Source organism: Hymenobacter sp. HDW8 (genome assembly GCF_011305775.1).
Classification (GTDB): Bacteria; Bacteroidota; Bacteroidia; order Cytophagales; family Hymenobacteraceae; genus Hymenobacter; species Hymenobacter radiodurans.
In genome coordinates, this window is the sequence record NZ_CP049907.1 from 3,973,670 (window position 1) to 3,999,155 (window position 25,486).

At 53.2% G+C, this 25,486-nt stretch carries 20 protein-coding genes; 6 read left to right on the forward strand and 14 right to left on the reverse strand.

The window, feature by feature from the left end; genetic code table 11:
* Positions 1-74 precede the first annotated feature (74 nt).
* Together G7064_RS17015 and G7064_RS17020 are read right to left on the reverse strand one after the other, a co-directional pair.
* Positions 75-980: a manganese catalase family protein gene (locus G7064_RS17015; protein WP_166074521.1), complete on the reverse strand. Its 906-nt coding sequence runs from the start codon at positions 978-980 to the stop codon at positions 75-77.
* 327 nt (positions 981-1,307) lie between these two features.
* Positions 1,308-2,507, reverse strand: coding sequence for a zinc dependent phospholipase C family protein (locus G7064_RS17020; RefSeq protein WP_166074522.1), 1,200 nt, complete (start codon positions 2,505-2,507; stop codon positions 1,308-1,310).
* A 134-nt stretch (positions 2,508-2,641) separates the two neighbouring features.
* On the opposite strand from G7064_RS17020, the gene G7064_RS17025 reads away from it, so the two are divergent.
* Complete coding sequence (locus G7064_RS17025; protein ID WP_166075185.1) at positions 2,642-3,676, forward strand: hypothetical protein; 1,035 nt, start codon at positions 2,642-2,644, stop codon at positions 3,674-3,676.
* A 65-nt stretch (positions 3,677-3,741) separates the two neighbouring features.
* Here the strand turns inward: G7064_RS17025 and G7064_RS17030 are convergent, their stop codons facing one another.
* Together G7064_RS17030 and G7064_RS17035 are read right to left on the reverse strand one after the other, a co-directional pair.
* Positions 3,742-4,422: a DUF4148 domain-containing protein gene (locus G7064_RS17030; protein WP_166074523.1), complete on the reverse strand. Its 681-nt coding sequence runs from the start codon at positions 4,420-4,422 to the stop codon at positions 3,742-3,744.
* A 137-nt stretch (positions 4,423-4,559) separates the two neighbouring features.
* On the reverse strand, positions 4,560-5,810 hold the full coding sequence (locus G7064_RS17035; protein WP_240935553.1) for an amidohydrolase family protein: 1,251 nt from the start codon (positions 5,808-5,810) through the stop codon (positions 4,560-4,562).
* Positions 5,811-5,992: 182 nt separating this feature from the next.
* On the opposite strand from G7064_RS17035, the gene G7064_RS17040 reads away from it, so the two are divergent.
* On the forward strand, positions 5,993-6,250 hold the full coding sequence (locus G7064_RS17040) for an acyl-CoA-binding protein (RefSeq protein ID WP_133273708.1): 258 nt from the start codon (positions 5,993-5,995) through the stop codon (positions 6,248-6,250).
* 84 nt (positions 6,251-6,334) lie between these two features.
* On the opposite strand, the gene G7064_RS17045 is transcribed toward G7064_RS17040, so the two are convergent.
* On the reverse strand, positions 6,335-6,556 hold the full coding sequence (locus G7064_RS17045) for a CDGSH iron-sulfur domain-containing protein (protein WP_084444526.1): 222 nt from the start codon (positions 6,554-6,556) through the stop codon (positions 6,335-6,337).
* A gap of 107 nt (positions 6,557-6,663) precedes the next feature.
* On the reverse strand, positions 6,664-7,185 hold the full coding sequence (locus G7064_RS17050) for a GNAT family N-acetyltransferase (protein WP_166074524.1): 522 nt from the start codon (positions 7,183-7,185) through the stop codon (positions 6,664-6,666).
* Between the two features lie 138 nt (positions 7,186-7,323).
* On the opposite strand from G7064_RS17050, the gene G7064_RS17055 reads away from it, so the two are divergent.
* Positions 7,324-7,983 (forward strand): hypothetical protein, encoded by a 660-nt coding sequence (locus G7064_RS17055; protein WP_166074525.1) that lies wholly within the window; start codon positions 7,324-7,326, stop codon positions 7,981-7,983.
* Between the two features lie 103 nt (positions 7,984-8,086).
* Entirely contained in the window at positions 8,087-8,710 is a 624-nt protein-coding gene (locus G7064_RS17060; protein WP_133273705.1) for a deoxynucleoside kinase, read from the forward strand.
* A 95-nt stretch (positions 8,711-8,805) separates the two neighbouring features.
* Here the strand turns inward: G7064_RS17060 and G7064_RS17065 are convergent, their stop codons facing one another.
* From G7064_RS17065 to G7064_RS17080, 4 genes are all read right to left on the reverse strand, one after another.
* A complete protein-coding gene (locus G7064_RS17065) occupies positions 8,806-9,414 on the reverse strand; it encodes a DUF2461 domain-containing protein (protein ID WP_166074526.1) in 609 nt (202 codons plus the stop codon).
* A gap of 232 nt (positions 9,415-9,646) precedes the next feature.
* Complete coding sequence (locus tag G7064_RS17070; RefSeq protein ID WP_166074527.1) at positions 9,647-11,842, reverse strand: T9SS type A sorting domain-containing protein; 2,196 nt, start codon at positions 11,840-11,842, stop codon at positions 9,647-9,649.
* Between the two features lie 222 nt (positions 11,843-12,064).
* Positions 12,065-12,883, reverse strand: a complete 819-nt coding sequence (locus G7064_RS17075) for an MOSC domain-containing protein (RefSeq protein WP_166074528.1) — start codon at positions 12,881-12,883, stop codon at positions 12,065-12,067.
* A 116-nt stretch (positions 12,884-12,999) separates the two neighbouring features.
* Positions 13,000-15,462, reverse strand: coding sequence for a T9SS type A sorting domain-containing protein (locus G7064_RS17080; RefSeq protein ID WP_166074530.1), 2,463 nt, complete (start codon positions 15,460-15,462; stop codon positions 13,000-13,002).
* A 221-nt stretch (positions 15,463-15,683) separates the two neighbouring features.
* On the opposite strand from G7064_RS17080, the gene G7064_RS17085 reads away from it, so the two are divergent.
* Together G7064_RS17085 and G7064_RS17090 are read left to right on the forward strand one after the other, a co-directional pair.
* On the forward strand, positions 15,684-18,281 hold the full coding sequence (locus G7064_RS17085) for a PIG-L family deacetylase (RefSeq protein WP_166074531.1): 2,598 nt from the start codon (positions 15,684-15,686) through the stop codon (positions 18,279-18,281).
* A 237-nt stretch (positions 18,282-18,518) separates the two neighbouring features.
* Positions 18,519-20,222 carry a sodium:solute symporter family transporter gene (locus tag G7064_RS17090; protein ID WP_166074532.1) on the forward strand — a complete coding sequence of 568 codons (1,704 nt, stop codon included), beginning with the start codon at positions 18,519-18,521 and terminating at the stop codon, positions 20,220-20,222.
* 89 nt (positions 20,223-20,311) lie between these two features.
* Here G7064_RS17090 and G7064_RS17095 read toward each other — a convergent pair whose 3' ends face one another.
* From G7064_RS17095 to G7064_RS17110, 4 genes are all read right to left on the reverse strand, one after another.
* Positions 20,312-21,193: a DUF2911 domain-containing protein gene (locus G7064_RS17095; RefSeq protein WP_133273699.1), complete on the reverse strand. Its 882-nt coding sequence runs from the start codon at positions 21,191-21,193 to the stop codon at positions 20,312-20,314.
* A 147-nt stretch (positions 21,194-21,340) separates the two neighbouring features.
* On the reverse strand, positions 21,341-23,176 hold the full coding sequence (locus G7064_RS17100) for an ABC transporter ATP-binding protein (RefSeq protein ID WP_166074533.1): 1,836 nt from the start codon (positions 23,174-23,176) through the stop codon (positions 21,341-21,343).
* 117 nt (positions 23,177-23,293) lie between these two features.
* Positions 23,294-23,770: an energy transducer TonB gene (locus G7064_RS17105; protein WP_166074534.1), complete on the reverse strand. Its 477-nt coding sequence runs from the start codon at positions 23,768-23,770 to the stop codon at positions 23,294-23,296.
* Positions 23,771-23,872: 102 nt separating this feature from the next.
* Positions 23,873-25,366, reverse strand: coding sequence for a sodium:solute symporter (locus G7064_RS17110; protein ID WP_133273697.1), 1,494 nt, complete (start codon positions 25,364-25,366; stop codon positions 23,873-23,875).
* Between the last annotated feature and the right edge of the window lie 120 nt (positions 25,367-25,486).

Consider the following 25,486-nt stretch of genomic DNA (forward strand, 5'->3'; position numbering starts at 1 on the left):
AGCCAAAAAAAGGGTGCTGCCCTTCTTACGAAGGCAGCACCCAAATCTAAGTAGCTAAAGCCAAAACTATGCGGCTACAGCTTTATGCCCATTTTCTTAGCGACATCCTTGAACATCTCGGGGTCGTAGTCTTCAGCGCCGGGCGAGTTAAGCTGGGGCTCTTCTTCCAGCTTTGGATACGGTACGCCCATGAAACCACCCTGAATCAGCTCTAGCGGCTGGCCGTCTTCCGGGTGATTGCCATTCCAGATAATACCGGCCTGCTTGTAGTCATCAGGGCTGAAGGTGTAGAGTTTGAGGTGTAGCTTTTGCTGGTCCTGAAGCTTTTTGGCCTCGGGGTAAGCATCGTTGCTCAGATCGGGTACTGGAATCAGTTTGGTTACTTCCACGCCAGTCAGCTTTTCGAGGGCTTTGGCGTAGGCCACTACGTGCAGGCCACCGCGCACCAGCAAATAGCCGATGGCCGTGCGGGCGCAGGGGTCCGATACCATTGAGTACACGCGCATTTTGTTGGCGCGGGCACCGCACTCTAGGAAGAAGTTGTGCAGCAGATCCAGCTTCAGGTTGCCGCTGCTGAACACGTTCTGGCCAGTCCAAGGATTGCCCATCGAATCGACGGGTAAGGCTGCTTGGCCGCTGGCAATATAGTGGTAGGTGTTGCGGGCGTCGGTAGCGTCCTTGAGTGGAGCCGAGGATGGGTCTGGATTACGCTCACTGGTGCCCGTGAGCAGCAGGTTAATAGCGTAGGATAGGGCCTCAATGTGGCTATACTCCTCCGCGGCAATAGAGCAGGTCAGGTCGTAGAAGGGACGAAGCCGGTCGCGGCCCCGGAAGTTAAACGACTGGAACGTGTAGTTCATCAACGTCGACATCTCCCCAAATTTGCCCCCCAGTAGCTCCTGAATGGCGGCTGCATCGTTAGCTGATGGATTTTTTGGTTTGGGCAGCTCAATGGCTAGCCGATCATAGCGTAAGATCATAGCGGTAGTTTGGTAAGGGTGTGGAGTGAAATGAAAGAATAGCTTACCTCGCCCAGACCTTAGCCCGACAAAGTCTCTAGTAACCTTACGGACCAGTTGTTCTTGAGTTCGGGTTAAATAATTGAAGCTCAACTATATAATAATAAACCGATGAGCGTTAACTAACTGATTATAACCGTTTCGCGCCTATAATCTCGGCTACGGATGAGCGTAGAAATTATTATGGCTTACGTACTTAAGTCAAAAAAACGTCCCCCAACAATCCAGCGGCGTGGACTATTGGGGGACCGTTAAAAGGGCCGCTAAAGGCGACGCTGGGGGGCAATTTTACCAGCCGTCGTCGGCTTTTTTGGCTTTGGCCTTTTGCTTCACGTTGCCGGCTTCCGTTTTGACTTTGGTTTTTACTTTTTCGGGAGCGGCTGGTGCCGATGCTGGCTCAGGTGCCGGCACGATGGCCGGTGTAGCGGCTGGTGCTGGAGTAGCCTCGGCGGGCGCTGCGGGTGCTTGATCGGCTGAGTTAATCTCGTCAGCCTTTTCTACAACTTTCTCCTTCTGCATAGCCAGCAGCATATTCTGCGGCACTAGCTCGTTCTTGTCCCACAGCTTTAGCTCGGCAGCAAGCTTAGCTTTCTCTTCCTTACCAGGCTTGCGGGTCATAAGAGCATTAAGGTCGGGCTTGCCAGCATCCTGCCAGGCAGTGAGCCACATAGAGGCTACGGCCGTAGGCGCTTGCTTGAGGCGGTAGGCCACCATGCCGCCTACTTTATCGTGGTATGCATCGGCGAAGGCATCGGAGTAGGAGCGGCGCGTTTTGCCGTAGCGGTGCGAGAAAGTGTATTTGGTTTCGGGCGTGAAGTTGCGGGTTACCGCCTCTTCCAAATCGAAAGTAGCGCCCAGAAAGCCGTACGACTCCTGCACCACCGCCCAAATAGCGGCCTGCGGATCTTTGATGTACTTCGCCGGCTTGCTGTCCAGCTTATACTTCGCAATGTGGCGCTCCGGTAGCTTCGATTCCCATAAGCTGTGCATACCGGCCTGACCGCTAAGCTGGCCATCGTAGTTCATAGTGGTATGCAGGGGCACGTGCGCATCCGCAATGTAGTGGCACAGGTCGGCGGAGAGGGCGATGATTGCGGTGGTATCGCGCTGGCGGAATGCCTCAGTTAGCTTCTCCTTGACTTCCAATACCGTCCACGGCACGGTGCCGTATTTGCGTAGGGTGTCGGCGGTGTATTTGGCCGCCGCGTCATCCCAACCCTTGGGCATGTCGCCAAACGGGTCGTCGCCGAAGTGGTCCATGTCGATGAAGTGGCGCGGCGCCTCGGCGGGGTCGGCCTCGCGGCGCTCATCGGGGGCAATCGACAGCTTCACAATCTCATTCAGATGGCGAAAGTAAAAGGCCTGCATAGAGTTGGGCAGAGCATACACGGCTACCTGGGCAATGGTTTTGTGGGCAAAGAACCCCCAGCCATTGGATAGCACCGGCAACACCAGCACCAACGTAAGTGTGATAAAGAGTTTTTTCATAACGGCAGTAGAAAGCCAAATAGAAGGATGCCGCGAAGTTCGGTATTTTTCGGAGTAGGTAGATGAAAAACGGCTAGGTAAAAAAGAACGTCTTTCGCCTTTTGGTAACTTACCTCATTCCGCCGCACCCGCCCATGACCAATATCTCCAAGAAGAAAATTTATTACCCCATTGGTGAGCCGCTACGGAAGTATTTGCACGAATATGACCGCGAAACCCGCCTGCCGGTCACCTATCAAGACCTTACGCGCATAAGCGGCGCCTATCCGCTGCTGGACCGCAACGGCCGTGATACGCTCTGGGAAACGGTTTTCTACGAACCCTCAACGCTGCAGGAACTAGCCGCTGGCCTGACTGAAGTGTACGCGCTGCTGAAAACTGACGGCGACCTGTCGTTCAGCGAGCATCTGCTCACCGATAGAATTGACTATTGCCGGTTCGGTAACTCCAATCCGTTTCGGGTGCGTATCGTCAATCAGTTCAACGACAACTATGACTATTTCTACGTGAAGCGGGCCGATGCCTCGCGGGTGTATGGGCTGGAATTGGAGCATATTTTGTCGCCCAACAGCATCAACTACCTGGTCAGTGGCGACTCGCTGATTGAAGAGCATATTGCCGGTATTCCAGGCGACGATTTTATTCGCGACCATTTACAGCGGCCCCACCTCAATCAGGTGCGGATTGCGAAGGAGTTTGTCAAGTTCAATGAGCGCTGCTTTGCTCGCCTGCTGGGCGATATGCGCGCCTACAACTACGTGATTGACGTGACGCCCGACTTTGAGGATGAGCAGTACCGCGTCCGGGCTATCGACTTCGATCAGCAGAGCTACGAGGGCAAAAAGACTATGTATCTGCCTCAGTTTTTCAAGGATAATCGGGCCGTGGTACAGCTGTGCAGCAAGCTGCTCACGGGCGAAAGCATCCGGCAGTACCAAACCGAAGAGCGCACGCTCATGGCGCGCCGGGCCCGCGCCGAGCGCTACCGCCTCAAGGACCTAATGGACTGCATGCGCCCCGACGAGCTATCAACGCCCGAAAAGACGACGATTTTGCAACAAGAGTTGAATCAGCACCACCACACTACCCAATTCAACCGCTGCCGCACCATGGGTGACATTGTGCGGCTGAATTTGCGGCTCATGCTGGGCCGCCCGCGACCAGAATAGATTTCCCACAAAAAAGCCCCCAGAAACGTTTCTGGGGGGCTTTTTTGTGGGAAGCTAGTAAACGGTTATTGTCCTAAGCCAATGCTCATACCCAAGGAAATTTCTAAACCGCCGGGGCTAACTGCGTTAACTAGATCGCGCATTTCCTGAGAGGGGCGGTAGCCGTTTGTGTACGTGACGGGGTCGCCGGTGAAGCGCACACCGTAGCCTAGGGTGCCAATGAGGCCTACGCGGCCCGGCTGCCAACGAAAGCCAGTGCGCAGGTTAAGCACGCCGCTCGATGATAAATTATAATACGCTTCCTCCTCGGAAGGTGTGCCTTCATTCAGGGCAATGCGCACATCATTTATTTTTCCCGAACGAGATAAGTTGGCGCCGATATAAGGAGAAACAGCTTTAGCCGGGCTGAAGAAATGCCGCACGCCAACCCCAATTTTGCCCCCCACGCCCAAGCCAAGGCCCGCATTCACATCCGTGCCCTCACCAATCATGTGCGCGTAGTAAAAGCCGATACCTCCGTATGGTCCGCCCCAGCCCAAGTCGATGCCTATGGAGGAAGTACGGTAAAGGCTAACGCTATGACCAGCAGCGGGCACTTGCTGCTCGGCGTAGATGGTAGACCGAGTAGCAGGAGCCATGGGCGAAGATGGCTGCGCCGGCGGTTGGGTATTCAACTGAGTTTGAGCTAGGGCAGGTACCCCAGCAGACAAGGCCAATAGCGTAGCTACGGTAGTAAAAATTTTCATGCGATAAAAAAGGTAGAGGATAGATTTAGTGCAAAAGAAACCGAAGATGAATGGGCTATAATACGTGCTCCAGTAGCTCGTAATGGCCGATTCACCCTCGGTTTTCAGTGCCTAATTCGGTTAGGCAAGCTTCATGCCTATTCCTGCTTAAATACCATACCCTGCTTCATGACAAAACGTACCCGCTGCATAGCGGTAATGTCCTGTAGCGGGTCGCCATCTACGGCTACTATATCGGCGAGCTTACCAGTTTCAAGAGTGCCAAGCTGGTCGCTCTGGCCGAGCAGGTCGGCAGCATAAACGGTAGCGGCGCGCAAGGCTTCGATGGGCGGCATGCCGGCCTCCACCATGTACGCAAACTCCAGCCCGTTGGCCCCGTGGCGAAATACGCCGGCATCAGTGCCAAAGGCAATCTTAACGCCGGCCTTATACGCCCGCCCAAACGTGGCTTGCAGCTTCGGTCCGATGCTCTGGGCTTTTGGTGTTACCAGAGCCGGATAATATCCTGTGATTTTGGCGGAGTCGGCCACCGACTTGCCGGCCGTGATGGTGGGAACGTACCAGGTGCCGTTTTTCTTCATCAGCTTCATGGTTTCGTCGTCCATGAGTGTGCCGTGCTCGATGCTGGTGACGCCAGCCCGGATGGCGCGCTTCATACCTTCGGCGCCGTGGGCGTGGCAGGCTACTTTCAAACCTAGGTCGCGGGCGGTTTCTACAATTGCCCGGATTTCAGCTTCGGTCATCTGGGCGCTGCTACCGTCTTTGGCCACGCTGAGCACGCCCCCGGTCGCGGTTATTTTAATCAGGTCGGCGCCGTTCTTATACTGCTGGCGCACGGCTTGACGACCTTCGTCGGGACTATTCACGACGCCGTCGCTGGGGCCTGGATTACCCATCAGATCCTGGCGGTAGCCGTTGGTGGGGTCGGCGTGGCCGCCAGTGCCGGAGAGCGACTTTGCGGCCGTGAAGATGCGCGGACCAGCCACTTGGCCACGGTTGATGGAGTTACGCAATGCCACATTCACGCCTGAGCCGCCTAGGTCGCGAACGGTAGTAAAGCCGGCCATGAGGGTTTTGCGAGCGTATTCGAGCGATTCAAAGGCAACGTCGGCGGGGTTCTTAATGAACTCGTCGAGCTGGTTAGATTTGCTGGTTTGGTGCTCCAGATGCACATGCATATCAAGCAAGCCTGGCATCACCGTTTTATTCTTCAGATCAATCACTTGATCGGTGCCGCTGCCGGTAGCGTAGCCATTCTGCACGGCGGCCACGCGCCCTTTCTCGACTACGATAGTCATTTCGGGCTGAATGCGGCCGGTGCGCACATCGAGCAGACGACCGCACTGCACGTAGGTTTTTTGAGCGTAAGCAGACGAGAGGCTTAGCAAAAAGCCCCCAAGAGCGCGGTAAAAAGACGCATGGGGTAGGGGTTTGGTGGTTGGGAGTGGGCTGAAGCGGACTGTCTCGACGTATATCGGGCTGCCGCATTATTTGCAAGGTGCAGCAGAAAACTCGTAACTCGCAACTCCTAGTAGATAACCTGTAATTCCTACCTCAAAACCTGACCTTCATGGCCACTACCGAAGAGTTTGAAGCTGCCGCGCAGCGCGCCCAACAGCTGCCCACCAAGCCATCCAACTTAGTATTGCTCCAACTTTACGCCCTCTATAAGCAAGCAACCGAAGGCGACGTATCCGGCGACCGGCCCGGCGGCTTCGACTTTAAGGCTATTGCCAAATATGACGCTTGGGCTGGCATCAGCGGTAAGTCGCAGGACGCGGCCCGCCAGGAGTATGTGGATCTGGTAAAGTTTCTGGCTGACGCATAAATTAGCTATCAACCATTTCTTCTCAGGCACCAAAAAAGCCCCCCAGATATTTTCTGGGGGCTTTTTTGTTCCGAAAATTAGAGCCTACACTTTTGGGGCAGGCAAATCGAAGGCCGTGGCATCGTGCTCAAAATGGCCTTTGTGCGAGCCGTCGCAAAAAGGTTTGTTGCTGGAAAGTCCGCAGCGGCAAATGCTGATTCGTTCGCGGCCGCCGAGGCCGTAAGCATTGCCTTGGGCATCAACGAGTTCGATATCGCCTTCTACGCGGAGAGAGCCGTTGCTGAGCACAGTGAGTTTAGTAGCCATGTTTTGGTTGGTTGATGAGTCTTATGTGATGAAGAGCAATGCGCCCATAAGGATTGGTGGCGCGTTGAGCCATACCCTATACGATTGAATACTGAAAACGGAAAAGCCTACTTCAGTTCCTTGCGCATCACGTAGTCGTTCATCCAGTAGGGCCCAATGGGAACGTCCTCCTCGCGGTGCTGCTGGAAGCCTTGCCGCTCGTAGAAGCTGATGGCTGGGTTATACCGATTTACGTTCAGTTCTAAGGCCTGGCCACCGGCGGCCCGGGCTGCTTTCTCCACCGCCAGTACCAGCTGCTGCCCCAACTGCTGCCCCTGATGGGAAGGCAGAACGTAAATCTTGTGCAGCTTAAAAATGGTTTCAGTGGGCACCGACAAACGAGAAAAGGAGGCGTAGCCGGCTGGCTGTCCATCGGTGCGCAACAGCAAAAATACATGCCCTTCGGTAGTCATTTGGCGCTCCAGCGAAGCCGGCGTATAAATGACGCGGTACATGTAATCAATCTGCTCCTTCGAGATGATGAAGCGGTAAGTGGGCTCCCAGGTGGCTTCGGCCAACTGAATAATAGTCGGGATATCAGCCAAGGTGGCCGGCTGAATGCTGACGGAAGCGGTATCGGTGGCGGGCATAAGCTGCAAAAACGCAAATTTTAAGATAACAAACGTGCATTCTTCGGTCTGGGGGGCATTTTGGGACGGAAATTGTATTGTGCCAGCAATAAATTGCCCCCTGGGGGGCGTTTTCACGCTACTCTTTCCTTAATCACCATGAAAAATATTTTGCTTTCAACGGTCTTCGGAGCCGCTAGCTTAGTACTCGCTCCGTTGGCGGCCACCGCCCAACAGACGCAACAGTCTTCCACTTCTACCAAACCAGTTTCTGCCGTGGAGCGCGATCTGCGCCGCTTCAGCGATTGGGTAAGTGAAAAAGTTACCAAGGCGGAAGATGGTGCCCGCCGCGAGTGGCCCAGCGTAATGGCCGACTATGACCGCCAAAGCGCTCGCCTCGACCGGGCCACCGATAGCCTGTCGGTACAGTCGCGCCGCGAGTATGCTACCCAAAAAGCCCGCTACAAAGTATGGGCCGCCGAGCAACAGCGCCTCGATAGCGCCGCGAATGAGCCCGCAACCGTAGCAGATACGCAAAGCCGACTGCTGGGCGAAAAAGTAGATATCAACCGGGCCCGCGCCACTGAATTGCCCGATTTGTATGCTCGTCTGCTGGAAAATACCCGCGACCAGCGCCGCCGCTGGACGGCCGCCGACTGGAGCGAGGCCTCGGCGGTGCTGGCCCACCTCAATGCGCGCTACGAAGAAGTGCGGACCCAACTGCCCACGGAAGAGCGCCTGCGCGTGCGGTCGTGGCAGGCCGAATTCCGGACGCTGGAGAAGGCCCGCGACGTAAAAGAAGTCATCGATAACCGCTGAGCCGCTATTTGAGCGAGTTGAGGCGGTTCGTGGGAGATAGTAGGTGGGCTTCGGTGTGGATGCGCTACTTTTGCGCCTCACATTTTAGCTGTCCCCCTCGCTCATGCACATCGCCATCGTCGGAAACATTGGAGCCGGCAAAACCACACTGGCCAATAAGCTAGCGCATCACTTCAATTGGGAAGTATTTCTCGAAGACGTTGATCATAATCCTTATCTGAAGGATTTCTACGATGATATGCCCCGCTGGGCGTTTCATTTGCAGGTGTATTTTCTCAACAGCCGCTTCCGCCAGACCCAGCGCATTAAGCAAATTCAGACGGCGAATAAAGGTGTCATTCAAGACCGCACGATCTACGAGGATGCGCATATTTTCGCCACCAACCTGCACCAGTCGGGCCTGATGGCCGAGCGCGACTACGACAATTATCGCAGTCTCTTCGACTCCATGATCAGCATGGTCGATCCGCCGGACTTATTGCTCTACCTGCGCGCCGATTTGCCGAAACTCATTCAGCAGATTGAGCGCCGCAACCGCGACTACGAGAACAATATCAAAATCGAGTACCTAAAGCACCTCAACGAGCATTACGAGCAGTGGATTGGGAGCTACAAAGAAGGCAAGCTGCTCATTATTGACGTAAACAACCTCGATTACGTGAATAACCCGGAGGACCTAGGCGTCATTATCGAGCGTATCAACAGCACCTTGTTTGGTTTGTTCTAGGAATAAGCACCTACACAAAAAAGCCCCCCAGAATACTTCTGGGGGGCTTTTTTGTGTCAGCGAACAAGCAACAGCTTAAGGAGTCGAGTGCGCAACTAGCCCTCCGTAAGCGCCTGATTCAGAAAGCGAACCAAAGGCTGAGCAGCTCTAAGAGACGCTACTACTTCCTGCGCGAAGTTGGGCTTAAGCACCTGCGCATCCGTAAAGGAGCGCGACACAAAGAAATCCTTGTGCCTCAGCCATTCCAGATCGGGGTCGTTCTTGTCATAGCCTTTGGGCGGACGCTGGAGCCGGTCGCCTTCTAGGCCATCGGGGTAGTAGCGTGTCATTTCTGACTCTTGGCGCAGCGCATGAAATGCGGGAGCATTGTAATGAATCTCCTGCCGAATGCGGGCCACGGCCGGCGTTTCGGGTCGCCACTTGCCGGCTCCTACCCAACTGGTCCCGTTGGGGCCAACGGCCAAAAAATAGCCTGCCCAGGGCGAGTGCCGCCCATCGCGGGCAAAGCCTGCGCCCATGTGTTTCTTGTAGGGCTCGTCGCTTTGCTGAAACCGGTCGTTTTTGTTGATGCGGTACTGACTGGCGGCGGCAGTAAGGCCCGCTAACTCAGGTTCAAACTGCTGCAAGCCCTGTAGCGTCGTGTGAACCAGGGCGGTAAACTCAGCCCGCGCCCGCTGGTACTCCCCCGGTGGGCGTCCATCCAAGGTTTGTTATTGTTATCGGCCAATTCGCGCAAAAAACTCAGAACGGGTGCAAGATTCATGAGGCTAATTTCGATGAACATCCGGTTGGTAAGGGTATCTGCCAGATGTATTAGTGTCTTTGTAAATTACTGTCGAGCAAACAATAGTCTGTCAACTTGTAAGGTTCCATAAAACAGCATCGGCGTTCTGGGCTATCCAGAACGCCGATGCGGCAAAGAAAACTAAAACACATCTATTGCTTGATAAAGCGGGCATTTTGGGTGCTTCTATCTGGCCCGAGCACGCGCACCATGTACACGCCCACGGGCAGCGCCCGCACGGAGAGGGTAGCTGGCGCTGAGTCATTAAACTCCTGGCTCATCACCCGTTGGCCGCGGGCGTTATAAATCTCCGCCACGTGCTGGCCCGCTGATAAGCCGTTAATGGTAAGCACATCAGTAGTCGGCACCGGACTCACCGAGAAGGCAATGGCACCTACCTGCACCGTTACAGGCTGCGAGTATACTGATTTGCCATCCAGATCAACTTGACGCAGGCGGTAATAATTATTGCCGGCACTGGCTGCGCGATCAACATAGCTATAGTTGTTACGCTGGTTGGTCGTGCCGTTGCCCGTTACGAAACCAATTTTACTCCACTCGCTTTGATCCGAGCGGTGTTCTATATCGAAACCTTTATTCTGCTTCTCCGAAGCCGTAGCCCAATTTAAACGGACAGCGTTGTTTTCGGCTTTGCCCGCGAAGCTGATCAGCTCAACTGGTAGAGGCGTTGCTCCATCGGCAAGCGAGAAAAAGGCGCCATCAAGCCGAAGCGAGCCAGTAGCCCCCACTACATTAGTCGTATTGCGGTTGTATGCTACACCATTGACTTTACTGTAGGTGCCGTTAAAGTTAGACGCACTTTCAGATTGGTACAGCTCCAATAAGGATGGATCGTTGCCACCTAATTCATCAATTGGGCTTCTACGATAGGCAAAATCCATGGCTACTTCGTAGGACCGGTTACCAGGGTTGTTGTTAAGATTAGCATTGATACTGTAGCGGCGGCTTATCGTTCTTTTAAGGTCAGATCCTCCTTGCAGAGTACCTGGGAAGCCTGTTATACGTACCGCGCTTACAGTATTTAGAAAGGCGCTCTGGCCCTGTCCCTGGGGCTGTCGCTGGGTTAGTCGTAAGCCAATACCACCAAAATCAGAGGATGCACCCTCACTGGCCAAAGGAGTAGGCGTTAAGGCAGAAACTCTTCCTAATAAATAACCAGTTGCCGATTCGCTTAGCCGCCCTGTCGACCCTAGAATCACCGTATTAGGGCCAGTTGCTAAGGTGCCATTGTTTATTATGAGCGATTGGGCAATGGTCAGATCACTCGTGATGGTTTTGACGCCAGTTCCCTGAATAGTTAGGGAGCTGTAGGTATCTCCACTGATCGTTTGGTTGCCGTTGCCGTTAAGAATAATAGGCGCATTGCCAGACGTAAACGCAGCAGGATCAGTGAAAGTCAAGTCGCCCGCTACCTGAACAGCGGCAACTGAATTACCAAGGTTGAGAGTACCGTTTCCGATACGCAAATTTCCTTGAATATTCCACGCAGAACCATCACCAGCCCGGGTGATAAACCCACCGGCTGTGTTTAAAGTGAAGTCATAGACGTTGATGGCCCCAAAAGTATTTTCATTTGGGCCAGAATGTGAATAGCTGTCTAAGCCATTTGGTCCAAATGCATTCGAAGCACTTCCAGCTGCGGTATTCAGTACAGTGAAGTAGCGAACGAAATTGGCGCTCGTACCGATATTGCCTTTTGGATTGGCTACGGGTACCTGACCATAAGCACCACCTCCTGGAAAGGCTATATAACCCAACCAGTTAAAGTTGGCAGGTCGGCCAGCTGCACCATTTATAGTAGCCCAGGGAATGGAAAATTCCCGTACCCGTGGTTGGTCGCGGGCATCGGTACCCACCTGTGCATATTGCCCAGGATATATTACCGCATCCCGCCACTGATTCGTTTCTCTGTTAAAGGTCCGAACTTCGCGGTAATCACTTCTGATAAACAGAATGGCATCTGCTTGAAAAGGAAGTGTACCCGTTGATCCCTCATAGCTCTGCGGCAGGCCCTGAGATGTGCCACTACCGGGAGCATTTACAATGGTTTGCGGATCAAGGTCTAGGTATACAACTGCTCCTTCAGCAAGTCGAGCATCCGAAATAGCAATAAAAAGATCCGAATTGTTCCACGTTATTCGCCAAGTCAGATTAGGATCCTGATCAGCAGCAGTGCCGCTTGGGCTACGATATTGGTTATCGTATTCACCCCCGCTGATAACTCCATCAACAGTAGGTGTTTTGAATTGAGCCTGAGCGGTTTGAGTTAGGCTTAGCGTAAGACAAGCTGCCCCGAGGGCTGTCATTACAGCAGGTAAAAATTTCATATAGGCGATATTTATTAAGGTTATAACCCATGCAATATAGATTGTAAACCAGATAATGTTGTGCTTGCCAAATTAGATATAACAAACATTCATCTATAAGTGCAAATTATTTGCGCCCCTATATGTTTCTTATAAGGTGGGGCTTAATAATTTTTTGTGCGCAGATTCTTGTCCTTGATCCGAAGTTAGACCAAGGCTGAAGACAGGTAAGAAATCGATTGTCTATTTGTAGCTGACCACCGTCAGGGCGTCACCAATCTGCAGTTGGCCATAGCCCGGTCCTGTTACGTTTTGACCAAACATAACTTTGCCCCCCAGGGTGCGGTAAGAGGCCAGCGTGCGCAGTGTTTCAGGGTTTTTGCGCCCACTTATCTGGTCAATTGTTGTAACTACGCAACGGCCGCAGGCTTCGACGGCTTTGAAGCGTAGTTCGCCTATTTGGAACTCATGCCATGCGTCTTCAGCATGGGCCGAGCCGCCGCTGAATACAAGATTAGGCCGAAATTGATTCATCGGTACCGGATAAGCGAGACGACTATTCAACTCGTCCAGCGAACCTTGGCCGATAAGTAAGAATGGGTAAGCATCAGCGAAACTCACCACTGCGTCGGCTGAATTTAAGGCTGGATCGACGGGGCGCATGGCCATATCCGACATGTGCACTAACCGACAGGTGCATCCAAGCGCTTCCGAAAGCCACTGATCGGCGGCAACCTCTCCGCGCCACGCAAATACAAAGTCGTCCCATATGGTCACGAATAAGCTGCGCTCAGGCGTGGCGTCAAAGGGCACAAATAAGGGCAATAAATCAGGGCGGGTGCGGTGAGTAACAAGAAAGCCATTGTGCGCCGGTGCTACTTGTAGCAAGGCCATTTCGGCGGTCTGGCGCTGCGTCATAAACTGGTTTCGCTCATTTACGATCAGCCAGCGACGGTCGTAGCGCAAGCCGCGGGCTTCAACAGTGGCTTCCTGCACACGAATGCCCCCCAGCGACTTAATTGGATAAATATAGAGGTCTTGGAGATGCAGAGTAGTAGCCATGCGGCGAAGGTAAGAAGTCCGACAAATGCGCCGTTCATTCAGGATACAGGTTCCATAAAAAAGCTTCGGCGCAGTGGAAGCCACTGCGCCGAAGCTATGGGAAGGGGAGGAACTACTTATTGCTTGATGAAGCGAGCAGTGTGGGTGCTGCGGTTGGGCCCGAGCACGCGCACCATATATACGCCCACGGGCAACGTCCGCACGGAGAGCGTGGTGGGAGTCGAATCCTTAAATTCTTGACTCAACACTCGCTGCCCGCGGGCATTGTAGATCTCCGCTACATGTTTACCGGCTCCTAACCCATTGAGGGTCAAGACATCGGTAGTAGGCACGGGGCTTACGGAGAAAGCCACCGGGCCAGCCCTACGAAGCTGTACCGTTACGGGCTGAGTATATACTGACTTGCCATCCACGTCAATCTGGCGCAGGCGGTAGTAGTTGTTACCCGCTACTGCTAAACGGTCAACATAGGTATAGTTGTTTCGCTGGTTGGTCGTGCCATTGCCGGCCACAAATCCTAAGGTCTGCCACTCACTCTGGTCAGTGCGACGCTCGATTTCGAAACCTTTATTCTGCTTCTCCGAAGCCGTAGCCCAAGTTAGACGGACAGCGTTGTTTTCGGCTTTGCCGGTGAAGCTGATTAGCTCGACTGGTAGGGGAGCAGTGCCATCAGCTAAGGAGAAATAAGTATTATCTAACCGCAACGGGCCTTGAAAGGTCAGCGTGTGGGTTGTTAAGTTGCGTGAAGGAGGAGGGTTGTTGCCAATGGTGTTAACTAAAGTATAAGGCCCTACAGTTGGATCAGTTGAGTTAGTTGAATAAAGGGATAATGATGCCTCATTGTTGCCATTTAATTCATTTGGGTTTTCAATACGATAGTTGAACGCTAGCGCAACATCTAGAGGTCTGTTTGTATTGGTATTGCCCGACGCAGGAATTGCATTAACTAAAAAGCGCCGAGAAATAGTCTGAAGAGCGTTGCCCGGCGTGCCTGCCGCAAGAAGTCCTCGACCACCAGTTATACGCAGGACATTTGCACTAAGTAGAGGATCATTACCGCGTATTGTAAGTGACAAACCGATACCTCCGAAAGCATATGTACCTCCCTGGGCTGCTAAGGGAGATCCGGACGTAGGCGTTGAGGCAGATATTCTACCTAACAAATAGCCGCCATTTTCCGAGAAAGTAGCTCCATTACCTAGGGTTACAGTATTAGCAACCGTAGCAAGCGTCCCGGCATTAACAGCTAAAGAGGATGTGATGGTAGTGTTACTGGTTAAGGTCTTAATACCCGAGCCCTCAACAACCAGCGCCCGGTAAGTACCGCCTGTGATAGTTTGATTAGTGGTACCCGTTAGGATTACTTCGGCGTTAGTTTGGAACGAAGTGGAGTTTGTAAAGATTATATCGCCACCCGCCCTGAAACGGCCAGCAGTAGCGTTCTGGAAAGTAAATGACCCTGATGGATCAATTATCAGATCGCCGGAGAGATTGAGGGGAGCAGTTGAAGGGTTAAAATTCAGAGTGCTACCAGCACCTACAACCAAATTGCCCAAGATATTCCACTCTACGGTATTAGGAGGGGTAACAACGGCGTCTGTGCGGGTAATAGTGACTCCTGATGTATTCAGCGTGAAATCATAAGCCCGAATGCTGCCGAAGTTGGGTATACTGCCACCAGTGTGCGAATAACTGGACAGGAAACTGTTATCTGGACCTAGGCGGGGACCAAAAGCACTGTTGTCCGAACCAGTTGATGTATTAAGAACAGTGAAGTAATATGACCAGTTAAAGTCTCGGTACAGAGCACCGTTAGCGCGGTCACCTCTTTCGTTTTCTATTGGTACTTGACCATAGATACCGCCTGCGTTGGGATTAGGAATATTTGGCTCTTGTTCCTCAGTGTCTGGATCATCTTGACTGATTGGATCATAAGCATAGTGAATTTGACCAAACCAGTTGAAGTTCTCTGGGCGCTTACGTTCACCTGTGGCCGTTAAAGCCCCAATTCTGGCCCATGGCAGAGCAAATTCCTTCACTGTACCTGGGAAATTCCTATCTGGATTTTGTGAACTCCACCGCTCACCGTCGGCGCCACCGTTATCAGCATACTGGCCAAAGGCTTCGCTTCCTGTAAGTGCCCATTCCTGTTTCGGACCCCATGTGTTGGTTTCCTTGTTAAAAAAACGGTATTCACGGTAGAATTTCTCCGCGTAAATAACGAGATCTGCTTGAATGGGTAAATTGCCGTTGGTATTCAGATAGTTATTAAACCCTTTTTGTACGTTGCCGCCTAGTGTGTTGACTGGTAACTGAGGGTCAAGATCTATATAAATGGCAGTACCTTCCTGAAGATTGGCATCTTCGATGGCTACATACAAATTAGTGTCATCCCAAGTGACCCGCCAAAGCAAATTAGGGTCGTTGTTATTTGGACTTGCATATTGGTTGCCGTATTCGGCAAGACTTGAAGCACCATCAATAACTGGGGTGCGGAACTGCGCATGGGCTCCCTGCGGCGCGCCGAGCGAGAGAAAAACGGCCCCCAAAGCCGTTAGTGCAATATGTAAAGATTTCATATAGGCAGAATTGTTTTTAAAGTCCTGATACGGGCAAATGTAGGTAAGAAGTTATATTATTTTGTATAATTATTGTCTTTAAAATTAGTAAATGTAAGTAAAGTGCTATTTATAAGAGGTTATATAATCTTAACGAGAGGATTGTAGGTAGTCTAGATTGTGTATTTCTCCTGCCTTCATTTATCAACTACCTTTGGCTTCCTGCTGCTAACTGCCACCAAATGACTGTCATTTTTTCGCGCGCTGCGCTGCTTCTGCTTTTCTTGCCGCTACTGGCTTCAGCACAAACTCCTAAGTCATATTCAGCTGCCGACATTGCTTTGGGCTTGCGCAAATTGAACGTGCTAGGCTCGGCGCTCTACGTCGCTGCTCACCCCGATGATGAGAATACCCGGCTGATTGCTTACCTCGCCAATGGACGATTGCTCGAAACGGGTTACCTGAGTTGTACGCGTGGCGATGGGGGGCAAAATTTAGTAGGGCCGGAGATTCGGGAGGGGCTAGGTGTCATTCGGACGCAGGAGTTGCTGGCGGCCCGCCGCACCGATGGAGGCCGACAGTTTTTTACCCGTGCCAACGATTTTGGCTTCTCCAAAACTCCTGAAGAAACGTTTACCATTTGGGACCGGGAGCAAGTACTGGCTGATATGGTTTGGGTTATTCGGCAGCGCCGCCCAGATGTACTGATTACACGCTTTTCGCCCCAGCCCAGCGGCACGCATGGTCACCATACCGCCAGCGCCCAACTCGCTCTTGATGCCTTTGATGCGGCTGGCGACCCCAAGCGCTTTCCGGAGCAGTTGCAGTATGTGCAGGCCTGGCAACCGAAACGGCTATTCTGGAATACGTCTTCCTTCTTTCTGCAACAGGGCCAAAAATTCGATGCTACCGGTAAGATTGTCGTGGATGCGGGCAGCTACAATGCGCTGCTAGGCAAAAGCTATGGCGAAATTGCGGCTACTAGCCGCTCTCAGCACAAAAGCCAGGGCTTTGGCTCGGCCGCCACGCGTGGAGAGGCTATTGAATACCTGGAACCGTTGAAAGGGGAGAAGGCCCAGAAAGATTTTCTGGAAGGCGTTGATCTGAGCTGGAACCGCATAAAAGGTGGTGCGCCAGTGGGCAAGCTGGTAAGCCAGACCATAAAAGAATTTGACCCTGCTAATCCGGCCGCCAGCGTAGCCAGCTTGTTGAAAGTGCGTGAAGCCTTACTAAAGGCGCCAGATGATGGATTTTGGAAAAAGGAAAAACAGGAGCAGGTAGAGCAACTGATAAAAGCTTGTCTGGGAGTATACCTGGAGGCTACGGCTGCTGAGGCTACCACCGCGCCAGGCCAGCCCGTTGCTGTGACGGTAGAAGCTATAAATCGCTCTGCTGTACCCGTTACATGGGTTGGAACTGGGTTGATAGCATATCAGCGCGATACTACGTTAAATAAGCCTCTGGCGATGAACGAACTAAACCGGGTGCGGCTGCGCTTCCAGATTAGCTCGCAGGTAGAGGCATCGCAGCCCTATTGGTTGCGCTTGCCCGGTACGGTGGGAATGTATGCGGTGCCGGAAAAGCTGCTGGTAGCCGAGAGCGGTTCTTCAGCCTTGCTCGGGCCCGTAACTGGTCAGCGCCTAGTACCCGTTGGGGGGCAAAAAGAACCTGCTGCCCTGCTGATCAATCGGCAAAACCTTATTGGTACACCCGAAAATCCGGCCAGTGCCTATGTTGGTTGCTTGCTGAACGTTGCCGGCACGCCCATTTTCTATAGCGTGCCTGTGCAGTACAAGCGCACCGATCCGGTGGAAGGCGAGCTGTATTGGCCGCTGACGGTGGTGCCGCCCGTGGCAGTAAACATTGGCGGCAAAGCGTATGTCTTTGCTGAAAATCAGCCGAAGCTGGTGCCTGTTACGGTGAAAGCTGGGCGGCCCGGAGTGCGCGGCACCGTCGCTCTGAATTTGCCCCCCGGCTGGGTATCTGAGCCTGCTTCATTACCGTTTACCCTGCAAAACAAGGAGCAAGAGCAAACACTGGAGTTTCGGGTGCGGCCGACTGGTACTACCGAAAGTGCGGGTCAGCTTCGGGCCGTAGCTACCGTGGATGGGCAGACCTACGCTCGCGGTTATCAGCCGATTGTGTATACGCATATTCCTACCCAAACCCTTTTCCCGGAGGCTGCGGCGCCACTTATTAAGCTCGACCTCAAGCGTAAAGGCAACGAGATTGGCTACCTGATGGGCGCCGGCGACGAGGTGCCAGATGCGTTGCGTCAGATTGGGTATCAGGTTACGATGCTCAAAGAATCGGACCTGACGGCCGAAAATCTGCGCCGCTTTGATGCCGTATTGTTGGGCGTGCGTGCCTATAATACGGTGGATCGACTGCGGTTTTTGCAAACTGTGCTCTTGGAATATGTGCAGAACGGCGGCAACCTCATTGTGCAATACACTGTGAATCGGGGTACCGTATTGCCCGAAATTGGGCCATATCCATTCAAGTTGTCCAACGAACGCGTAACAGTTGAAAATGCGGAAGTACGCTTCCTGAAGCCTCAGCACCCGCTACTTAATACGCCAAACAAAATTACCAGCCGCGACTTTCAGGGTTGGGTGCAGGAGCAGGGCTTATATTACCCGAGCCAGTGGGACGCGAAGTATCAACCTATTATCAGCAGCAACGACCCCGGCGAGTCGCCCAAGGACGGCGCTATTCTGGTTGCTGACTATGGCAAGGGCCACTATATCTATACGGGGTTGTCGTTTTTCAGAGAACTGCCGGCCGGCGTACCCGGTGCTTACCGCTTGCTCACGAATATGATTTCGTTGGGTAAGTAAGCGGCTCCAACCATTTTCTTTACCCGAAAGCAACCTTCCGCTGCCCGCTCGCTCCTTACTGTTCCCCGCCCATCGTTTCACCAGTAGAAATGCCCCCACCCCTGAATCGTCCGCCCCACTGCTCATTGATACAAACAAACCGCCGCTTTTTGATGCATGGCGCGGCTGGTATACGTTGGTTATAATCGCCTTAGTAGTTGAACTGGTCGGGTTCACGCTTTTAACTTACTGGTTCGCGTGAGTGCACTCGATTGGCTGGTACTCGGGGGCACGCTGCTGTTTATTGTAGGCTATGGTACGTGGCGCACGCGTACTGCCGGCCGCACCCTCGACGGCTACTTATTAGGCGGGCGCCAGGCCAACTGGTGGGGGATAGGGCTCAGTATTATTGCCACCCAAGCCAGCGCCATCACCTTTCTGAGTACGCCGGGGCAGGCGTACGATGACGGGATGCGCTTTATTCAGTTCTACTTTGGGTTGCCGGTGGCCATGGTGCTCATTGCAGCTGTGGCCGTGCCTATTTATCACCGCCTGCGGGTTTTTACGGCCTACGAATACCTCGAAACGCGCTTCGACCGGCGCACCCGGACGCTGGCGGCTGGCTTGTTTCTGGTGCAGCGCGGCCTGAGCAACGGTTTGTCACTGTACGCGCCGGCGCTTGTGCTGTCGGCTATTCTGGGCTGGAATATCAACCTCACCGTTTGGCTGATTGGAGGACTCATGATCAGCTACACCGTAGCGGGCGGCACTCGTGCGGTAGCCGTTACGCAGCAAGGCCAGGTGGCCGTTATTTTCACGGGTATGGTGGTAGCGGGCTACCTGCTGGTGCATTATTTGCCCCTCAATGTGGGTTTTAGTGAAGCCATGCAGGTAGCGGGAAACCAAGGTAAGCTCAACCTCATCGATTTCACGTTTGACCTCACCGACCGCTATAATTTCTGGACGGGCATGACTGGGGGACTTTTTCTGGCTTTGTCGTACTTCGGCACTGATCAGAGCCAGGTGCAGCGCTACTTGGCGGGCCGCAGCATTACCGAAAGCCGCTTGGGTTTGCTGATGAATGGCCTGGTGAAAGTACCTATGCAGTTCGGGATTTTGCTGATTGGCGTTCTGCTGTTCGTGTTTTATCAGTTCAATCAGCCGCCCCTCACCTTTAACCGACCCGTTCGCGAGCAAATAGCTAGGCAAGCCGAATTTGCCCCTCAACTTCAGGCGTTGGAGCAGCGCCACGCGTCGCTTTTTGAAGGAAAGCGCGCCGCCACTGAGCAAGTAGTGGCGGCACTGCAACAGGATAATGCAGGCCAATTGGCTGCGGCCCAAACCCAGTTAGAAACCGCTCAAACAGCCATTCAGGAGTTGCGCGCCGAGACAAAGAGATTTTTCAAGAAGGCCGCTCCTTTAGTGGAGGCCAAAGACACCGATTACGTTTTTCTCACCTTCGTGCTTCAGTATATGCCTCGCGGCTTAGTGGGCCTGCTGATTGCGGTGGTGCTGAGTGCGGCCATGAGCAGTGCTGCCGCTGGCCTCAATGCTCTGGCCTCCACCACCGTCATCGACTTGTATAAGCCTGCCCGTCCTCGCTCCGATGAGCGGCACTACGTAGGCGTTTCGCGTTGGGCCACTATTACGTGGGGTGTGCTGGGCATTGCCTTCGCTCTGTATGCCGCCCGCTTGGAAAACCTAATTCAGGCGGTTAACATCTTGGGCTCCCTGTTTTACGGCACTATTCTGGGCATTTTCGTGGTGGCCTTTTTCATGAAGAAAATTGGGGGAAACGCCGTTTTCTGGGCCGCTGTAGTTACACAAGCAGTAACATTCTTCCTCTTTCAGACCACAACCATTGCCTATCTGTGGTATAATATCATTGGGTGCGCCCTGGTAATGTTGCTGGCAACTATAGGCCAGCAAGTGCTGCCCAGAGGCCCTCAGGTAGGTAGGTAACAGTACCTACCCCGAGTGTAACAGCCATCCTAGTAATAAAAAAGCCCCCAGCCTAGGCTGGGGGGCTTTTTTGAATTAAAAAGGCGAAACTATTTTGTAGCGCCGCCTTTCTTGGCGCTAGTGATCAGCTCGTCGTTCATCTTCACGTAGTCGTCGTTCTTGGCTTCGGTAGCTAGTTTCTTCGACTGCTCAGCGGCAGTGGTAGCGCCTTTGTAATCCTTCATTTTCATGCGGATTTTGGCCTCTGTGTGTACGTTCCAGAACTTAGGATCTTTCTCGTTGGCTTTCTGCATCCAAGCCAACGCCTGCTTCATGTCCTTGTCGTTGTCGAGGTAGTACACGGCGGCAGCGGCGTAATCGGCAGGAGTAGCGGTGGCGGCTCCGTTGACTACTTTCTCGTTGATCTGAGCCATCACCTTGGCGTCAACTTCTGTCGTGATGCGAAACTTAGCGCCGATATTTTCCCACTGCATATCCACGTTGGCAGTAGCAGGGGTAAGGTCGCTGAAGTTCATCGTAAAGGTTTCCACCTTGTTGGCTAGGTTGTACGTCTTAGCTGAGATGGAAGCTACGTTTTCCTCGTCCTTGAAACCGTCCACGTTGGCACCTTGCTTGGTGTTCTTGCTCAATACGACCGTCCACTTATCCTTGTTAGGAATGGTGTACAAGCCATATTCGCCCGCTGGCACCTTTTTGCCTTCCAGAATTACCTCGTCCGAAAACTTGATTTTGGTGGTAGCATTGGCACCCGTGCGCCAGCGCTTGCCCATCGGAATAAGGTTGCCGGCTACAGTGCGGCCTTTCGCGCTGGGGCGCGAATAGGTAATCGTAATATCCGTCAGGCCCACGCGCTGCGTAACGGTGCTGAGCGGGCTTGGCTGGGGCGTGTTGATTTGAGCTTCGGCACTGCCGACTAGCAACAGAGCGCTAAGAGCTAGAGCGGCGCTTGTAGTCTTGAAAAAATTAGTCATTGGAGGGAATTGATGGGTGTTTGAACGCAGTAAAAGTAGGCAAACTGCACGATAGGCACGAACAGCAAACATATTAAGTCTAAACTGAAAAAGGCGGTCATGCTGCGCACTATGCAACATGACCCCCTTGTATGTGTTTCAATAAGTCTACGACAGCTCGAACTGTAGCTTCAACAGGTTTGCGTACAGCCCATTCTCGCTGTTTGAGAGCTCCTCGTGCCGGCCTTGCTCCACAATGCGGCCGCCATCAATAACCAGAATCTTGTCCACTTTGCGGATGGTGCTGAGGCGGTGAGCGATGATAATGCTGGTACGGTTTTTCATCAACTCATCCATCGCATCCTGCACCAGCTTTTCCGACTCCGAATCGAGGGAAGAAGTAGCTTCGTCGAGGATGAGGATGGCGGGGTTTTTCAGGATGGCGCGGGCAATAGCGACGCGCTGGCGCTGTCCGCCCGAGAGTTTGATACCCCGCTCGCCCACCACCGTATCTAGGCCTTCGGGGAAGGAGGAGATGAATTGCCAAGCGTTGGCCTTGCGCGCTGCTTCCGTGATTTCGGCGTCGGTAGCGTCGGTTTTGCCATAGGCGATGTTCTCCCGAATAGAGCCGCCGAAAAGTAAAGTTTCCTGGGGAACAATGCCGATATGACCACGTAGCTCCGTCAGGTCGAACAGGCGCACATCGCGGCCATCGATCAGGATTTTGCCCGCGCTCAACTCATAAAACTGCATGAGCAACTGTACGATGGTGCTTTTGCCCGCGCCGCTAGGACCCACCAAGGCAATCTTTTCGCCGGCTTGAATATCAAAGCTGATATCCTTAAGCACTGGCAGATCGGGGCGGGTAGGGTAGCTGAATGCTACGTTTTGATAATCGATGTCCCCGCGAACTTGCAAAGGAGCAATACCCGCCATGCGGGGGCGGTGCGTCGGCTCCGACGGCTCATCGAGGATTTCGAGGATACGCTCCGAGGCACCCAGCGTCGTTTGAACTTTGCCGTAAAGCTCACCAAGACCACCTACCGAGGCACCAATGAAGATTGTGTAAAGCGCAAATGATGTTAGATCACCAATAGTCATCTGACCCGCTGCTACCAGCGTGGCCGCCCGCCACAGCACCAGAATAATGCCCCCGAACAGCCCAACAATCACAAACGACACAAAGCCGCCCCGGTAGCGGTTGCTGCGTAAGGCTGCTCTTACGGTATTGGTAAGCGAAGCGGTGTAGCGGTTGGTTTCGAACTGCTCGTTGGTAAACGCCTTCACCGTATTGATTCCCTGTAGAGTTTCTTCAACGATAACGTTGGTTTTGGCCAGCTCATCCTGGGTTGCCTTGGCTAACACTCGGATTTTTCGCCCAAAAAACATGGCCAACAGCACGATAGGCGGAAACGTCGCCAGCATAAACAGCGACAGTTTCACCGATACCATCATGATAAAAACGGTGCCCACCACCAGCGTCGTAATTTGGCGAAAAAGCTCAGCCAGCGTGAGTGAGAAGGTGTCCTGAATCTGGCCGACATCGGAAGTGATGCGCGAGGTGATGGCGCCGACGCGGTTTTTCTCGAAGTAGGGAATGGGCAGCGTTACGAACTTCCGGTACAGGGCCTGCCGAATGTCACGCACCGTAAACTCACTTACCTGCGTGAAAAACCAGATCCGCCCAAAGGAGAAAATGCCCTGGAACAGAATGATCACAAACAGGCCCACCGCGATAGTATCAATGGTAAGCGCGCCGCCATTCGGCATCACAAACGGCCGACCATTAGCTGCGTCGGTTAATTTGCCAATAACCCAAGGAAAGGCCATCACTGTGGCGCTGGACAGAGCCAGCAGCACCATCCCCACGATGAATTTGGTGCGGTAGGGCAGTACATAGCGGAAAATCCGCAAACCTTGTTTGAAGCTTTCCTTGGTTAATTTCTTCTTAGGCACGTCCGGATCAAGGGTCGTGCCGCTGGTGTTCATTCCACTTCTGGCCATTCTTTATATTAAAAGTAAGTAGAGGAAGCGAGGCTAAGGTGCAGGCCAATGATGGCAATGCCGTACAACCAAACCTTGCTTCTTATCTGCCTATACTCATGTCTTGATCTTCGCTACTTATTCGTATTTCATTTTGCCTTTCGGCTTCTCCACTTCAATAATCGATGAATTGCCAAATGGCACGGGCAAGCGCACCTGCACGGCTACCGGCTGCCCTTTGCGGGTTGCTGGCTTCCACGCCGGCATCTGCGAAAGCACGCGCAGCGCTTCGGCGTCGCACTCCGGTGACAGGCCGGTAATAACCGCGGGGTTGCTGACGCGCCCATCTGCCTCCACGGTAAAAGTCGTTACCACGTTGCCCGTAATAGACTTGTCGCGCGCGACGGCCGGATACTTTACCTGCTTCTGAAAAAAATCATTCATTGCCTGTGCGCCACCCGGAAACTGCGGGGGTACATCGGGCCGATTGGCGGCGGGTTTGGCCTGCGCCTGCATTTGGCCAGGCTTTAACACGACGGGAGCTTTGGTAGTCTGCTGCGCCCATACGACAGCCGGCAAACTCACAAGCAGCAACAGAAGAAGAAATGTTTTCACGTGGCGAAAGGGATAAACCAGACTTGGGGGCAAATTGCCCCAACTAGGTGCGTACGGCAAAGGTACGAACCAGTTAGCGGGCTATCCTTTTTCCAACAACTATTAGCGCGCAGGGTTCAACTCCGGCACTGCTTCTGGTACCGCCGACCGCGAAATAGCCAATAACCCCAGGAACGTAATTAATCCGTTGAGCAGCAGGATTTCAAATCCGAACTTATAGCCCCCCAGCCACGCCTCTGAGTTGGCATTGATGAGTAAGGTGAGAAGCGGCGCCGCGATGCATACCGGCAGCACAAGCGGCTCGCGCAGCATCCGGGTGGTCAGGATGCCAAAGGAAAACAAGCCCAGCAGCGGCCCATATGTGTAGCCCGCCAACTTAAACACCGCCGTGATAAGGCTCTGGTCGTTGATGGCCCGGAAAATCAGGATGATAACAATGAGCACCACTGAGAAACCAAGGTGGGTGAATTGACGCAACTGCGTCTGCTTGGCCTCGGGGTACTGGCGAATGGAGAGGAAATCGACGCAAAACGAGGTAGTAAGCGCCGTGAGGGCCGAGTCGGCGGAGGCGTAGGTGACGGCTACAATACCCAGAATGAAGATGATGCCCGCAAACAAGGTGAAGTGCTCGGTAGCCAGCAGCGGGAATACGTCATCGCCGATAATTTTACCTGCGGCGTTGGTAGGCAATTGAATGCCCTTTACGGCGGCAAACTTATAAAGCAACACGCCCAGCGTAAGGAACAGAATATTGACGAAAACCAGCACCAGCGTAAACCAGAACATATTCTTCTGAGCGTCGCCGAGGCTGCGGCAACTCAGGTTTTTCTGCATCAGATCCTGGTCGAGGCCAGTCATTACGATGGTGATGAAGGCACCAGAGGCGAATTGCTTCCAGAAAAACTTGTCGTCTTTGACATCGGAGAAGTAGATCTGCGACATGTCGCTCTCCTTCACGGTGCGCACCAAGTCAGCAAAACCCAGATTCAGTTCCGACGACACCAAGTAAATGCTCACACCCACGCAGGTAAGCATGGCTAGGGTCTGAAAAGTGTCGGTCCAGAGAATGGTTTTTAGTCCCCCACGGAAGGTGTAGAGGTAAATAAGCATGATGCTGACAATCACCGTGACCACAAAAGGCACGCCCATATCATCGAACACGGCTAGCTGGAGCACACCCGCCACTAAATACAAGCGCAAGGCCGAGCCCGCCGCCCGCGAAATCAAAAAGAAAAGCGCCCCGGTCTTGTAGCTCCAAAACCCAAAGCGCTGCTCCAGATACCCATAAATTGACATCAGTCGCAAGCGGTAATACAACGGCATTAGTACCAAACCAATGACTAGGTAGCCAACCAGATAGCCCATGACTACCGCCATATAGCTCCACGATTGGGACTGCACCATGCCCGGCACCGAAATAAATGTGACGCCCGATAGCGAGGTGCCAATCATGGCGAAGGCCACCATATACCAGGGGGCATTTCGGTTAGCAACGAAGAAACTCTCACTGGTAGCTTTGCGCGAAGTAAGCAGCGCAATGACGATAAGAATGACAAAGTAGCCCGCAATCAGGCTCAGAATAAGGGTGGGCGACATAAATTGAGTTGCCGGTTAGTGGTGGTCAGGTGCTGGTTTGTTAAAAAAATCAGCAGGTGGGGCGGTAGCCAGAAGCTACGGAAAACCAAAGCTACTATCTAACGGCCAACAACCGACAAC